Raw genomic sequence first — 13,646 nt, 5'->3', positions numbered from 1 at the left:
GGCAGGCCAGTGTGACCAGGCCAGCGTCGCGTGCTCACGGAGCCGCGCAACTGCTCCCGTCGATGATCGCGCGCAGGCGCTTGGCCTCGGCCTGAGCGTACGCGCGATTGTCGCCGCCACCAACCGACTGCGACTCGACATCGTTCAGCCGCTGCGTCCAGCCTTGGCAGAGCAGGGCATCGGGCACCGCCTGGCACTGGTCGTCGACCATCTGGCACGCCGAGCCGGCGGCGGCGGTCGCACTGGTTCCGTCCAGGCCGGTCACCGCCACGGGTATGCAGCGCGGCGGCGGCTGGGCGTCGTCGCCGAGGTAACGGCGGCCTTCCCAGGTGCGGCATTCGAACAGCGGCGGAGGTGTCCGCAGGCCGCGGTCAGTAGCAGGCACTGCTGGCGCGGATGCCGACGCAACCGGCGCAGCCACAGGTGCAGCAGCAGCCGGCGTTGCCGGCGGAGCCATGGGCACTGCGGGCGGTGCGGCCCGGGCCGGCGCGGTGCTACCGGAGAGGAACTGCTCGCGAGACTGCGAGGGTGCCGCCTCGACCACGCGCTTGACCTCCTTGCTGCCCTTCGGGCACGGGGTGCCGTTCTGCAGCGTCACCTCGCCGCTGGCATCGGTGCAGCGATAGATCACCACCTGCGCCTGCGCGAGCGGCGCCGCGGCAAGCAACAACAGCAAGCAGATCAGTCGTCGACGCGCGACGCTCCCCCCGGTCAACCGCATCAGGCATCACCGCAATCATTGGCCAAGCGTGCATCGATGCCGCGCTGCTCCACGTCGATCTGCTGACGCTCGCTCTGCAGGGCACTGTTGTAGGCGCGCCCGAGTTCCCAGCGGCGATCGCGCAGGCGTGCGCAGACTTCCTGCTGTGGCAGCTCGCTGCACGCGTCGCGGACCCAGGAACCGGGGCCATAGGGGTCATAGACGAACTGGCCACCCATCGGCGGTCCGGGTTGCGTGCCCGAAGGCCGGCCGGGACGTCCGCCGATGTTGTCGCCGAGCGAAGTGCGCGAATCCACCACCGGGTAGCCCAGCGCCCACAGCGGCATCCAGCGCGGGTTGCCCTCGGCGGTGTCGCTCATGTAGCTGGTGCCGTCGGGCGTGGTGCATTCGTACATGGGCTTGGGCGGTGTCATCACGATGTAGCGCGTGGTGGCGACAGGCGCCGCCGCCGTGGCGGCCGTGGCTGCCACGGCGCGCGACGAAGCGCGCGTCGTCGTGGCCTTGGCGCGCTTGGGTGGATCCTTGGGCCGCTGCATTTCCTTGGCCTGCTGGGTCTCGCCCTTGTGGCACGGCGTGTCGCGCAGGGTCAGCTTGCCGTCGGCACCGGTGCAGCGATAGATGGTGATGTCGCCGGCGCTGACGATCGCCGGCGCGGCCAGCAGCGAAGCGAGCAGGAAAGCGGAGGGGATGGCACGGCGCGACATGCGTGCAGCATGCGCCGTCGACGGCATCGGCGATAGGTGCGAGTGGGCGGTCATGGCCGCTGCTCCTTCATTTCTGTCGCGTGTAGTCGATCTGCATCGTCTTGGCTTCCTTGCCGCCACGGGTCTCGTACATCTCGAACACCTGGTGATCGTTGTCCACCACGTGCACGACCTGGCGCACCGGGACCTTCGCGCCCTTGGACGCCGGATCCGCCATCTCGCCCAGGTAGGTGTAGGTCTTCGTCGCCGGATCGTAATCGCCGTGCGAAACGAAGATGCCGGTCGAGCCGCTGTCCATCCAGGTGCTGTAGTACTTGCCGGTGACGTTGTCGTAACCGATGAAGCCGACGCCCTCGAATGGCTGGCCCATCCACTTGCTGCTGAAGTCCTGGCGGATGTGGCGGCCGCCGAGCACCAGCGTGTTGGTCGCCGTGCCGGTCTCGGTCAACGGCGGTGTGGCCGGATCCATCCACATCGTCTGCTTCGTGGTCCATTTGCCGACCATTTCGGCCAGCTGCTTGTGCTGTTCGCCCGGCTTCGCCGCCGCTTCCCAGGCCTGCATCATCGCCTGCTGCTCGGGCGTGAGCTGCGCTGCCCTGGCCGCCTTGTCCTGTGCCGCGAGTGGAACCGCGACGAGCAGCGCCAGCGTCAGCAGCGAGATCTGCGAGATCTTCATGACGGCCTCCTGATGGGCCTGGTCCGCGCGGCGTTGCCGATCAACGCCCGGCGCCGGGACGCTACGACCTTGGCCGTTAAGCCGGCGTGCCGGTGCCCGTGACGGCTACGCGCGCAGTTGGGCGCCGCTGGAGGCGTCGCGGATGGTGGTGGGCGAGCCGAGCCCGCCGGTTTCGCCTTCGGTCACGCCGTCGAGCTGCGCGAGCAGGCGCGGATCCAGCGCTTCGCGGGCGTGTACGGGCGGCTCGCCGGTGAGGTTGGCGCTGGTGGAGACCAGTGGCCCGCCAAACGCAGCGCACAGCGCGATGACCGTGGGATGGGCGCTGACGCGCACGGCGACGCCGTCGTGGGCGCCGGTGATCCAGCGCGGCACGCGCGCGGTGGTCGGCACGATCCAGGTGTTGGGACCCGGCCAGGTCGCCAGCACGGCCTCGCGGCGCGGCGGCGATAGTGCCTGCCAGTCGAGCAGACCGTCGATCTGATCCAATGAACCGGCGATCAGGATCATGCCTTTCTCGACCGGCCGCTGCTTGATCGCAAGCAGTCGCATGACCGCGGACTCGTCGAAGGGATCACAGCCCAGGCCCCAGACCGCTTCGGTCGGGTAGGCGATGACGGCGCCCCGATGGAGCGTGCTGGCGGCTTCGTTGGGGGTCAGCAGCGACATGGAACAAGCATAGCCCGAGCGCAATGCGCCCGGGCCAGGCTGCTGGCAGAACTCAGGCCTTGGCGACCTTCTTCACCACTTTCTTCGCAGGCGCTTTCTTGGCCACGGCCTTCTTCGCCGGTGCCTTGCTGGCTGCCGTCTTCTTGGTGGCCTTCTTGGCAGCCTTCTTGGCCGGCGCCTTCTTCGCGACGGCCTTCTTTACCACTGCCTTCTTGGCCACCTTGACCGCCGGTTCCTTCTTCGCCGCCGTCTTCTTCTTGCCGAAGCGGCCGCGCACCGGCTTGCCGGTATCGGCCAGCAGCTGGGTGACTTCCTCCAGCGTCAGCGATGCCGGCTCACGGTCCTTGGGAATCTTGCCGTTGAGCTTGCCGTCGCTGATGTACGGACCGAAGCGGCCGTTGAGGACCTGGATGTCGCTGTCGTCCCACTGCTTGATGATGCGATTGCGCGCGATTTCTTCCTTCTCTTCGATCAGGAACACCGCGCGGTCGAAATCGATGGTGTGCGGGTCGTCTTCCTTCGGCAGCGAGGCGTACACGGTGCCGCGCTTGGCGAACGGACCGAAGCGGCCGATGCCGACGCTGACTTCGTGGCCGTTGCTCTGGCCGAGCTTGCGCGGCAGCTTGAACAGCTCCAGCGCGTCGGCCAGTTCGATGGTGTGCATGCTCTGGCCCGGACGCAGCGAAGCGAATTCCGGCTTCTCCTCGTCCTCGACCGTGCCGATCTGCGCGTACGGCCCATAACGGCCCAGCCGCACGCTGACCGGCTTGCCGCTCTTGGGATCGGTGCCCAGTTCGCGCGCGCCAGTGGCTTCGCTGCGATCGACCGACTCGGTCTTGTCGAGCACCAGCTCCTTGAACGGGCCCCAGAACTTCTCCATCAGCGGCACCCATTCCTCTTCGCCGCGCGACACCGCGTCGAGCTCATCCTCGAGCTTGGCGGTGAAGTCGTAGTCGACGTACTGGGTGAAGTGGCTGGAGAGGAACTTGCTGACCGCGCGGCCGACGTCGGACGGGCGGAAGCTGCGGCCTTCCATCTCGACGTACTTGCGGAACAGCAGGGTCTGGATGATCGAGGCGTAGGTCGAGGGACGGCCGATGCCGTATTCCTCGAGCGCCTTCACCAGCGCCGCTTCGGTGAAGCGCGGCGGCGGCTGGGTGAAATGCTGGTCGGCGTGGATGCGCTCGAGCGGCACGCGGTCGCCGATCTTCATCGCCGGCAGCTTGCGGCCCTCGTCCTCGTCCTCGCTGGTCTTGGTGTCCTTGCCTTCCTCGTAGACGGCAAGGAAGCCCGGATCGACCACGGTAGTGCCCGAGGCGCGGAAGCTGTGTTCGCTGCCGGCGGCCAGGTCGACCGAGACGGTGTTGAGCGTGGCCGGGACCATCTGCGAAGCGACGGCGCGCTTCCAGATCAGTTCGTACAGACGGCGCTCGTCGTCGCTGAGGAAACGCGACACCTGCGCCGGCGTGCGCAGCGCCGACGTCGGGCGAACCGCTTCGTGCGCTTCCTGCGCGTTCTTGGACTTGGTCTGGTAGGTGTTGGGCTTGTCCGGCAGCGCGCGCGTGCCGTAGTCGCGGGCGATCACGTCGCGGATCTCGCCCAGCGCTTCTTCCGACAGGCTCACCGAGTCGGTACGCATGTAGCTGATCAAACCGACCGTGCCCTCGTCGCCGAGGGTCACGCCTTCGTACAGCTTCTGCGCGACCTGCATGGTCTTGCGCGTGGTGAAGCCGAGCTTGCGCGAGCCTTCCTGCTGCAGCGTGGAGGTGGTGAACGGCGGCGACGGGCGGCGCTTGCGTTCCTTGCTGGCCACGTCGGTGACATGCAGGGCGCCGTTGGCGGCCTTGACGATGCGCTGGCGCGCCGATTCGGCGGTGTCGCCGTCGGTGACGGTGAACTGCTCGAACTTCTTGCCGTCGAGCTTGTTGAGCTTGGCGGTGAAGGTCTGGGTCGGATGCGCGCACTCGGCTTCGATCGACCAGTACTCGCGGGCGATGAAGGCTTCGATCTCTTCCTCGCGCTCGACGATCATGCGCAGTGCCGGCGACTGCACGCGGCCGGCGGACAGGCCGCGCTGGACCTTGCGCCACAGCACCGGCGACAGGTTGAAGCCGACCAGGTAATCCAGCGCGCGGCGTGCCTGCTGCGCATCGACCAGGTCGGTGGCGATCTGCCGCGGCTGCGTCATCGCTTCCTTGATGGCGCGCGGGGTGATCTCGGTGAAGACCACGCGCTGCAGCGTCTTGCCCTCGAGCAGGCCGCGCTCGCGCAGGATCTCGGCGATGTGCCAGCTGATCGCTTCGCCCTCGCGGTCCGGGTCGGTCGCCAGGTACAGCGCGTCGGCGCTCTTGGCGGCCTTGGCGATGGCGTCGACGTGCTTCTCGTTCTTCTCGATCAGGTCGTAGCGCATCGCGAAGCCGCGGTCGGGATCGACCGCGCCCTCCTTGGGCACCAGATCGCGGACGTGGCCATAGGAGGCCAGGACGGTGAAGTCCTTGCCTAGGTACTTGTTGATCGTCTTGGCCTTGGCAGGCGACTCGACGATTAGGAGATTCTTGGCCATGGGGGCTCCGCAGGACCTGTTCCGGCGCTGCTGGCGGTTGTAACGGTTGAGGTCTGAGGAAGGCTGGGCCGGCAATCGGGGCGGGCGCAGGGGGGCTTCCTTTTATTTATTGAGGGCACGCGCCTGCCACGGCTGTCAAGCGCGACTGCGTGAAGTCGGGATCGCCGGCGCATGCGGCGGCGCTGCGTTCAGCCAGGAACTCGCGGCGGTCGTTCCGCCGCGGCAGCACCGCGAGGCGCTCTGGCGAGGCCCCCGGGTGGGGGCGACTGTCGGTTCGGGCAGGCGCGGGCCGGCTCAGTGCACCGGCTCGGGCTCGTCCTCGAACATCTGGGTTTCCATCCAGGCGTAGGCCGCCTCGGAACCGGGCTGGTTGAACAGGACCATCAGCACGACCCATTTCAGGTCGTCCAGGTCGAGTTCGTCCTGGTCCAGCGCCATGGCGCGGTCGAGCACCAGCTCGCGCTGGCCGGCATCGAGCACGCCGTGCTGCTCCAGGAACATCAGGAAGCCACGGCATTCGACATCGAGCCGGTCGAGCTCGGGGCCGAAATATATGCGGGTCGGGCCGTCGGCGCGCGGCGTACTTGCACTGGGCCGTTGCTGGGCCAGCGCATCGAGCCATTCGAAGGCTTTGTTGATCTCGGCGGGGCTGAACCCGGCTTTGCCGAGCTCGTCAAAGAGAGGACCGCTGCGGAGCGAATCGTGGTCGCGGACAAGGTCCGCGTCTTCAGTGAAGTAGTGCTCGAACAGGTACAGCAGGACGTCCAGAATGCTCTCTTTCATTTCCCTCGGCCTGCGCCGCATGCGGCGCGGTGGGCAGAAACTTGCGGGTGACCCGCGGGTCGCTGACGAAGACGCATTCAGCGATTGCGGAAGTACCGGCCGTGTTGTGCCTGAACACGACCATCAAGCTCCATGAGCAGCAGCATGGAGGACACTGCTGCGGCCGTCAATCCAGTCCGTGTGACAAGTTCATCCATATTGGTGGGGTCGTGACCCAGTGCCAGCCACAACTGCTGGTAGTCGGGGTCACTGGCGGCTGAATCACTCGCCGCCCCTCCAACGATTTCGTCACGGGGGTGAATTGGGGCGTTCAGGCGCGTCCTCAAGTCCTGCGCCAGCACCTGTGCCTGCGGCGCCAGCGCGGCAATGACCTCGGCCGGGTCCTCGACCAGTCCGGCCCCTTCGCGGATCAGCCGGTGGCAGCCGCGGGCCATCGGGTTGCGGATCGAGCCGGGCAGGGCGAAGACATCGCGTCCGGCTTCGGCGGCGAGGCGGGCGGTGATCAGCGCGCCGGACTGCCAGGCCGCTTCGATCACCAGGGTCGCCAGCGACAGGCCGGCAATGATCCGGTTGCGGCTTGGGAAATGGGATGCCAACGGACCCGTGCCAGGCAGATGCTCGCTGACCACCGCGCCGCCGGACGCGATTCGCGCCAGCAGGCGGGCGTTGCCGCGCGGGTAGGCGACGTCCGGACCGGTGCCCAGCACGGCCACGGTGATGCCATCGGAGGCGAGGGTGGCTTCATGGGCCGCGGTGTCGATGCCCGCGGCCAGGCCACTGGTCACCGCCAGCCCTGATCGCGCCAGTGCGCGGGCGAACTCGGCCGCATGCGCGATTCCCGCAGGCGTGGGCCCGCGAGTGCCGACGATGGCGACCGAGGGATGCCAGAGACGGGAAGGATCGCCGGCGACGAACAGCGCCAGCGGCGGGTTCGGTGCGCGCAGCAACAGCGCCGGATAGTCCGGGTGATGGCAGCCGAGCAGATGGTGCCCAGGCTGTCGCAGCCACTGCTCGGCATTTGCCAGGCGTGGTGAGTCGGGCTTGGACAACTTGCTTGCCTGTGCAGCCGTCAGGCCGCATTCGCGCCAGGCGGCCGCACCCGCAGCCAGCGCCCGTGCGGGGCCGCCATGGCGTTCGAGCAGGTGTTGCCGTGGAGCGGCCGCGCCCCCGGCAAGCACGAGCCGTAGCAGGGCGTGGAGGTCGTCGGCAATGGCAGGGGGCGCTGGCGTGGCGGGCGGCATCGCCCAAGCCTGGGCCGGAAACGACGACGGCGCCCTAGGGCGCCGTCGGCTTGGTACGTAGGACCAGTGCCGCGATCAGTTGGTCGCGTCCGGATGCTTCAGGCGGTAGCCCAGGCGGGTCGGGCGGATGCCGTCCATGACCAGCGCGTAGCTGACCTTCTCGAAGGTGCGGAAGACCATGACGTGGCTGGCGAACTCGTCCGGCAGCTTGACCTGGCTGCTACCGGCGGTGGCGTCGTAGCTGCGGTCGAGGCCGACCTTGACGCGGTCCACTTCGACGCTGCCCTGGCGCCAGGTCGACAGCACGGTGCCGTTGTCGATGCCGTCGGCGGTGCCGACCGACAGCGCCACGACGTCGCGGCTGCCGCCGCTGGTGAGCATGTCGGCCACGGCGATCACGCGGGCCTTGTCGATCGCCAGCTCCTGGCTGGGAGCGTGCGGCATGAACTGCAGGTCGTAAGCCTGGGCCTCGACCGGGATCAGGCGGTCGCCGACGCGGACTTCGCGGCCGTTGCCGTCGATCACCAGCGTGGCGGCCTCGGCGTCACCGGTGATGCCGCGGCTGATGGTGCCGGTGGTCTGCTTGGTCAGCTCGTAGCCCAGGAACTCGCCACCGCCGGCCGGCATCTGGTAGTTCCACAGCGACTCCAGGCCGATGTTGCGCTTGCCGCGGAAGTCGAGGTCGGCGGCGCGGCGACCGGAGTTGTCGCAGCAACGCTCCGGATCCATCGAGAGGTAGCGGTTGGTCGGGCGGACGACCGCGTAGCGCTGGCCCGGCTGGGCGTCGGCCAGACCCTTGATGTAGGCCACCTGGTCGAGGCTGCCGGCGAGGCGGTCTTCTTCCAGGCCGACCACGTAGGGCAGGCTCTCGAACTCCTCGACCACGCGCATGTCCTTGAGGAAGGCCTCGACGTCGGACAGCGGAATGGCGTTGATCGGCGCCTCTTCACGCGGACCTTCCTGCACCGCGACGCGGTCCAGGTAGGCCAGCGAGAGCACGTCGCCGGGGTAGATCAGGTGCGGGTTCTTGACCTGCGGGTTGGCCTGCCAGATCTCCGGCCACAGCCACGGCTTCTGCAGGAACTTGCCGGCGATGTCCCAGAGGGTGTCGCCTTTCTTGACCACGTAGGTGTCAGGATGGTTGCCCGCGACCTCGGCGGCCACGCCGTAGGTGGCGACCGTCAGCAACGCAGCGGTCAGCACCGTGCGCAACGGTTTGAAAATGGTGACCATCTGGTTTTCCCCTAAATGAGCCTGGTTCGACGGCCCCGTGACGTGCTGCCCCAAGGCAGCTTCCCCATCCGCCGGTAAAGGCGGGGCCCCGCGGCAATATAGCCCAGAAGAACCGCACGGTTGCAAGCGTGGCAGCCCCCCAACGGGGTTACAATCGCACTACTTGTTGTGGTTGTGACACACGCCCCCATTTAATTCGCTGTCCCAGAACACTGTCCGCATTCGCCATGGCCCTGCTACCGATTCTCGAATTCCCCGACCCGCGCCTGCGCACCGTCGCCGCGCCGGTCGACCCTGCGCGCATCACCAGCGCCGAATTCCAGAAGCTGCTCGATGACATGTTCGAGACCATGTACGAGGCCCCGGGCATCGGCCTGGCCGCCAGCCAGGTCGACGTGCACCAGCGCTTCATGGTCATGGATATCAGCGAGGAGCACGACCAGCCGCGGGTGTTCATCAATCCGGAGATCACCGCCCGCGATGGCGAGCAGGTGTACCAGGAAGGCTGCCTGTCGGTGCCCGGCATCTTTGCCGACGTGACCCGCGCCGACCGCATCACCGTCAGCTTCCTCGACCGCGACGCCAGGGCGCAGACCCTCGAAGCCGAAGGCCTGCTGGCGGTGTGCATCCAGCACGAGATGGACCACCTGGCCGGCAAGCTGTTCGTCGACTACCTCTCGCCGCTCAAGCGCGAGATGGTGCGCAAGAAGCTGGCCAAGCAGAAGCGCCAGGCCGCGGCCTGAGTCGCGGGAATCGTGAAGCGGGAAGGGGGAATGGGGAACGATGGCGTGCCGGTGATTCGCCGCACTGGCCTTCGTAACGCTCCCCGTCCGGCTCCAGTAGCCCGTATCCGGTCTGGCGCGTCAACCTGACGCTCCCCATTCCCCCTTCCCGCTTCACCACTCCCGCCCCTGGCCCCCAAACCCCGATGAGAATCGTCTTCGCCGGCACACCCGACTTCGCCGTGCCGTGCCTGCGCGCGGCCTCGCAGCGCGGTGAGGTCGTCGCCGTCTATACCCAGCCCGATCGCCCGGCCGGACGCGGTCGCGAACTGACGCCGTCGCCGGTCAAGCGCGAAGCGCTGCTGCGCGGCATCGAGGTCTTCCAGCCGGAGAACTTCAAGTCGGTCGTGTCCAAGGACGCACTGCGCGCGCTGAAGCCGGACCTGATGGTGGTGGTGGCCTACGGCCTGATCCTGCCGCAGTCGGTGCTCGACATCCCCACCTACGGTTGCTGGAACGTCCACGCTTCGCTGCTGCCGCGCTGGCGCGGTGCGGCGCCGATCCAGCGCGCGATCGAAGCCGGCGACAGCGAGTCGGGCGTGTGCCTGATGCAGATGGAGAAGGGCCTGGACACCGGGCCGGTGCTGCTCTCGCAGTCGCTGCAGATCGGCGAACAGGAAACCGGCGGCCAGTTGCACGACCGCCTGTCCGCGCTGGGTGCGCAGGTGCTGGCCGATGGCCTGGGACTGCTGCGCGCCGACATCCGGCCGGTGCCACAGCCGCAGCCCGAGGAAGGCGTCACCTACGCGCACAAGCTCGACAAGGCCGAGGCCCGCCTCGACTGGTCGCAGCCGGCGACGGTGCTGGCCAACAAGGTGCGCGCGTTCAACCCCTGGCCGATGGCCGAAGCGGTCGTCGCCGGTGAGCGGTTGCGCCTGCACGGCGCGGTCGCGCTGGACGAGGCCCACGGCGCCGCGCCGGGAACGCTGATTCGTGCCGGCCGCGATGGCCTCGATGTCGCCTGCGCCGCCGGCGTGCTGCGCATCCGCGTGCTGCAGCGCGACGGTGGCAAGGCGATCACCGCGGCCGACTACCTCAACGGCCGTCCGGACCTGCGCTGACGGCCGCCATGGCACGCCCAGACCAGACATCCGGCACGAGCCACAGTGGCGCTGCATCGCGCGCCGCCGCCGCACGCGTGCTCGACGCGGTGCTCAACCACGGCCGCTCGCTGAAGGCCGAACTCGCGCTGGCCTTGCCTCGCATTGCCGATCCGCGCGATCGCGCGCTGGTCGAAGCGATCTGCTTTGCCGTGCTACGCCAGCCTGCGCGTTTTGAATCAGCGCTGCTGGCATGGGTGCCACGGCCGCTGCCCAAGCGCGACAGCGAACTGAAGGCGCTGCTGTTCGTCGGCTTCGCCCAGCTGGATCCTCTGGGCCTGCCGGCCCATGCCGCGGTTGCGGCCACGGTCGAAGCCGCGCGCACGCTGGGCCGACGCCACCAGGCCGGCATGGTCAATGCGCTGTTGCGCCGCGCCCAGCGCGAAGGCTTGCCGGCGGGCGAGCCGCACGCGCACTGGCCGAAATGGCTGCGCGACCAGATCAATCGCGACTGGCCCGACGACGCCGAGGCCATCCTCGACGCCAGCGCCGCCGAACCGCCGATGTGGCTGCGCGTGAACCGTCGCCAGCAGTCGCGCGATGACTACCGCATCCGCATGCATGAAGCCGGCATCGAGGCGCAGGTCGACGAGCGCTTGCCCGATGCACTGCGCCTGGACACGCCGGCCGCGGTCGCGGCGCTGCCCGGCTTTGCCGAAGGCGCCGCGTCCGTGCAGGACGCTTCCGCGCAGCTGGTGGTCGAGGCATTGGCCGCGCCGCCGTCCGGGCGCGTGCTCGATGCCTGCGCCGCACCCGGCGGCAAGACCGCGCACCTGCTCGAGCGCGATGCATCGCTGCGCCTGGTCGCACTCGACATCGACGCACAACGCCTGGATCGCATGCGTTCGGGCTTCACCCGCCTGCGCCTGGGTGATCGCGTGCAGCTGCTCGCCGCCGATGCCGCCGACACGCAGGCCTGGTGGGACGGCACGCCGTTCGATGCGGTGCTGCTGGATGCGCCGTGTTCGGCCACCGGCATCATCCGCCGCCAGCCCGACGTGCTGCAGCACCGTCGCGCCTCCGACCTGACCGCGCTGGTGGCGACGCAGGCGCGCCTGCTCGATGCGTTGTGGGCGACCGTCGCGCCGGGCGGCGTGCTGCTGTACGCGACGTGTTCGATCCTCAAGGCCGAGAACGAAGCGCAGGTCGATGCGTTCCTGGCGCGCACGCCGGATGCGGTCGCCGAGCCACTGGACGATCGTTTCGGGCGACCCAGCGGCGTGGGTCGCCAGCGGCTGCCGGGCGAACTGGGCTGCGACGGGTTCTTCTACGCACGGTTGCGCAGGAAGGGCTAAAACCTCCGTTCGCCCCGTGCCCGTCATCCCCGCGAAGGCGGGGACCCAGTGTCGTTGCTTGTGCGGGCGGCCTGGCAAAAACGAAGTCGCTGGGTCCCCGCCTTCGCGGGGATGACGGGACTCGCGCCTGTGATGACGGGATTGACTCCTGTTCCGACATCGTCACGACGCCCGCCCGTTATCATCCGCCGCATGCTCAAGCCGCTCGCCTCGCGCCCGACCTGGCGCAACGACACCACGCTGTTCTGGATCATCGCCGTGCTCGTGCTCGGCGCGGGCCTGGGTCTTCGCGATCCGTGGCCGGCGGACGAACCGCGCTTCACCCTCGTCGCCAAGCACATGATCGAAAGCGGCGACTGGTTGTTCCCGCATCGCGGCAGCGAGCTGTACTCGGACAAGCCGCCGTTGTTCATGTGGTTGCAGGCGATCGCATACACGGTGTTCGGCAACTGGCGCATCGCCTTCCTGTTGCCGTCGCTGCTGGCCGCGCTGGGCACGCTGTGGTGCGTGGTCGATCTCGGCCGCCGTTTGTGGACCCGTCGCGTTGGCCTCTACGCCGGCTACGCGCTGCTGTTCGCGCTGCAGTTCACCTGGCAGGCGAAGAAGGCGCAGATCGATCCGCTGGTGGTGTTCTGGATCACGCTGGCCAACTACGGACTGCTGCGGCATGTGTTGCAAGTGTCGCGAAACCAGGGGCCAAACTGGCCGATGTGGATGCTCGGCTGGGCCGCGGCGGCGCTGGGCACGATCAGCAAGGGCGTGGGCTTCATCGCGCTGCTGATGCTGATTCCCGCCGGCATCGCCTCGCTGCGCGGCTGGGACGTGAAGGTGCACGCCGGCCGTGCGAAGTTCTGGCTCGGTCCGCTCGCCTTCGTGCTGGCCGCATGCGTGTGGCTGGTGCCGATGCTGATCGCGGCGCTGGGCAATTCCGGCCCCGAGTACCGCGCCTACATCGACGACATCCTGATCCGCCAGACCGCCAAACGTTACGGCGCCTCGTGGGACCACGGCCAGCCGGTCTGGTACTTCCTGGAAGTGATGGCGACGATGTGGTTGCCGACGGTGCTGGTGCTGCCGTGGGCAATCCCGGCATGGTGGCGACGACTGCGTCGTCGTGATCCGCGCTACCTGTTGCCGCTGGCATGGTGGGCACTGGTGCTGGTGTTCTTCACCCTGCCCAACGGCAAGCGCGACATGTACATCCTGCCGGCACTGCCGATGATGGCGCTGGCGCTGGGACCGTTGCTGCCGGGCCTGATCCGGCGCAAGGGCGTGCGCCGGCTCGCCTTCGGCTTCAGCGCGGTGCTGGCCGTGGGCCTGCTCGCCGGTGGCCTGGCGATGCTGCTGGGCGATCCCGGATTCGAGCGCCGCTTCGTCGCCGAGCGATCGATCGAAGACGTATCCACCGCGCTCGCCGCCAGCATCACCGCACTGGGATTTTTCTGCGTCGGTTGCCTGCTCTGGTTCGGCCGCGCGCGTCCGATCGCGGCGATGCTGGCGATACTCACGGGTCTGTGGGTGTGTTTCGGTCTGGCGTTGGCGCCGCTGCTCAACGATTCCTCGTCGGCACGCGGACTGATGACCGAAGTCGGTCGTCGCATCGGCCCGCAGGCCGAGCTCGGCCTGGTTGCATGGCGCGAACAGAACCTGCTGATGGCCGACCGTCGCGTCGCCGAGTTCGGCTTCAAGGTCGACTTTGACGAACAGATGCTGCGCGGCCTGGCCTGGCAGCGCGAGGCGCCGGCGACGCGCTGGCTGCTGGTGCAGGACGTGGCCCTGGCCGAATGCATCGACAGTGGCAAGACGCAGCACCTGGGCAACGCCAACCGGCGCGGATGGACGCTGGTGCCCGGTGCCGCCGCGATGGCTTGCCGCTAGGCCG

Annotated in this window: 12 protein-coding genes; 4 read left to right on the top strand and 8 right to left on the bottom strand. The window is 68.4% G+C overall.

Annotated elements, in window-relative coordinates:
- Positions 1 to 34: 34 nt before the first annotated feature.
- The 8 genes from AC3A3Q_RS04375 to AC3A3Q_RS04340 all read right to left on the bottom strand — a co-directional run bounded on the left by AC3A3Q_RS04375 (position 35) and on the right by AC3A3Q_RS04340 (position 8,578).
- On the bottom strand, positions 35 to 676 hold the full coding sequence (locus tag AC3A3Q_RS04375; RefSeq protein WP_487585070.1) for a DUF4124 domain-containing protein: 642 nt from the start codon (positions 674 to 676) through the stop codon (positions 35 to 37).
- A 44-nt stretch (positions 677 to 720) separates the two neighbouring features.
- Positions 721 to 1,479 (bottom strand): hypothetical protein, encoded by a 759-nt coding sequence (locus AC3A3Q_RS04370; RefSeq protein ID WP_487585069.1) that lies wholly within the window; start codon positions 1,477 to 1,479, stop codon positions 721 to 723.
- Between the two features lie 13 nt (positions 1,480 to 1,492).
- Entirely contained in the window at positions 1,493 to 2,101 is a 609-nt protein-coding gene (locus AC3A3Q_RS04365) for a DUF1579 domain-containing protein (RefSeq protein WP_487585068.1), read from the bottom strand.
- Positions 2,102 to 2,206: 105 nt separating this feature from the next.
- The gene (tsaC, locus tag AC3A3Q_RS04360) at positions 2,207 to 2,767 is read right to left on the bottom strand and encodes an L-threonylcarbamoyladenylate synthase type 1 TsaC (RefSeq protein ID WP_487585067.1); all 561 of its coding nucleotides are present in this window, start codon (positions 2,765 to 2,767) and stop codon (positions 2,207 to 2,209) included.
- A gap of 52 nt (positions 2,768 to 2,819) precedes the next feature.
- On the bottom strand, positions 2,820 to 5,330 hold the full coding sequence (locus AC3A3Q_RS04355; RefSeq protein ID WP_487585066.1) for a DNA topoisomerase I: 2,511 nt from the start codon (positions 5,328 to 5,330) through the stop codon (positions 2,820 to 2,822).
- A 294-nt stretch (positions 5,331 to 5,624) separates the two neighbouring features.
- The gene (locus AC3A3Q_RS04350; protein ID WP_487585065.1) at positions 5,625 to 6,113 is read right to left on the bottom strand and encodes a DUF494 family protein; all 489 of its coding nucleotides are present in this window, start codon (positions 6,111 to 6,113) and stop codon (positions 5,625 to 5,627) included.
- Between the two features lie 77 nt (positions 6,114 to 6,190).
- Positions 6,191 to 7,354, bottom strand: a complete 1,164-nt coding sequence (gene dprA, locus AC3A3Q_RS04345; RefSeq protein WP_487585064.1) for a DNA-processing protein DprA — start codon at positions 7,352 to 7,354, stop codon at positions 6,191 to 6,193.
- Positions 7,355 to 7,429: 75 nt separating this feature from the next.
- The gene (locus tag AC3A3Q_RS04340; protein WP_487585496.1) at positions 7,430 to 8,578 is read right to left on the bottom strand and encodes a LysM peptidoglycan-binding domain-containing protein; all 1,149 of its coding nucleotides are present in this window, start codon (positions 8,576 to 8,578) and stop codon (positions 7,430 to 7,432) included.
- 236 nt (positions 8,579 to 8,814) lie between these two features.
- Between AC3A3Q_RS04340 and def the strand changes: the two genes are divergently transcribed.
- The 4 genes from def (at position 8,815) to AC3A3Q_RS04320 (ending at position 13,642) form a co-directional block, all read left to right on the top strand.
- The gene (def, locus tag AC3A3Q_RS04335; RefSeq protein ID WP_487585063.1) at positions 8,815 to 9,330 is read left to right on the top strand and encodes a peptide deformylase; all 516 of its coding nucleotides are present in this window, start codon (positions 8,815 to 8,817) and stop codon (positions 9,328 to 9,330) included.
- Between the two features lie 185 nt (positions 9,331 to 9,515).
- The gene (gene fmt / locus AC3A3Q_RS04330; protein ID WP_487585062.1) at positions 9,516 to 10,430 is read left to right on the top strand and encodes a methionyl-tRNA formyltransferase; all 915 of its coding nucleotides are present in this window, start codon (positions 9,516 to 9,518) and stop codon (positions 10,428 to 10,430) included.
- 8 nt (positions 10,431 to 10,438) lie between these two features.
- Positions 10,439 to 11,764, top strand: a complete 1,326-nt coding sequence (rsmB, locus tag AC3A3Q_RS04325; protein WP_487585061.1) for a 16S rRNA (cytosine(967)-C(5))-methyltransferase RsmB — start codon at positions 10,439 to 10,441, stop codon at positions 11,762 to 11,764.
- A gap of 192 nt (positions 11,765 to 11,956) precedes the next feature.
- Complete coding sequence (locus tag AC3A3Q_RS04320; RefSeq protein WP_487585060.1) at positions 11,957 to 13,642, top strand: ArnT family glycosyltransferase; 1,686 nt, start codon at positions 11,957 to 11,959, stop codon at positions 13,640 to 13,642.
- Positions 13,643 to 13,646 lie beyond the last annotated feature (4 nt).

The organism is Lysobacter sp. Soil_C_59, assembly GCF_057656415.1.
Note: the sequence above shows the minus strand (reverse complement) of the source record. Positions and strands in the feature narration are given on the sequence as shown.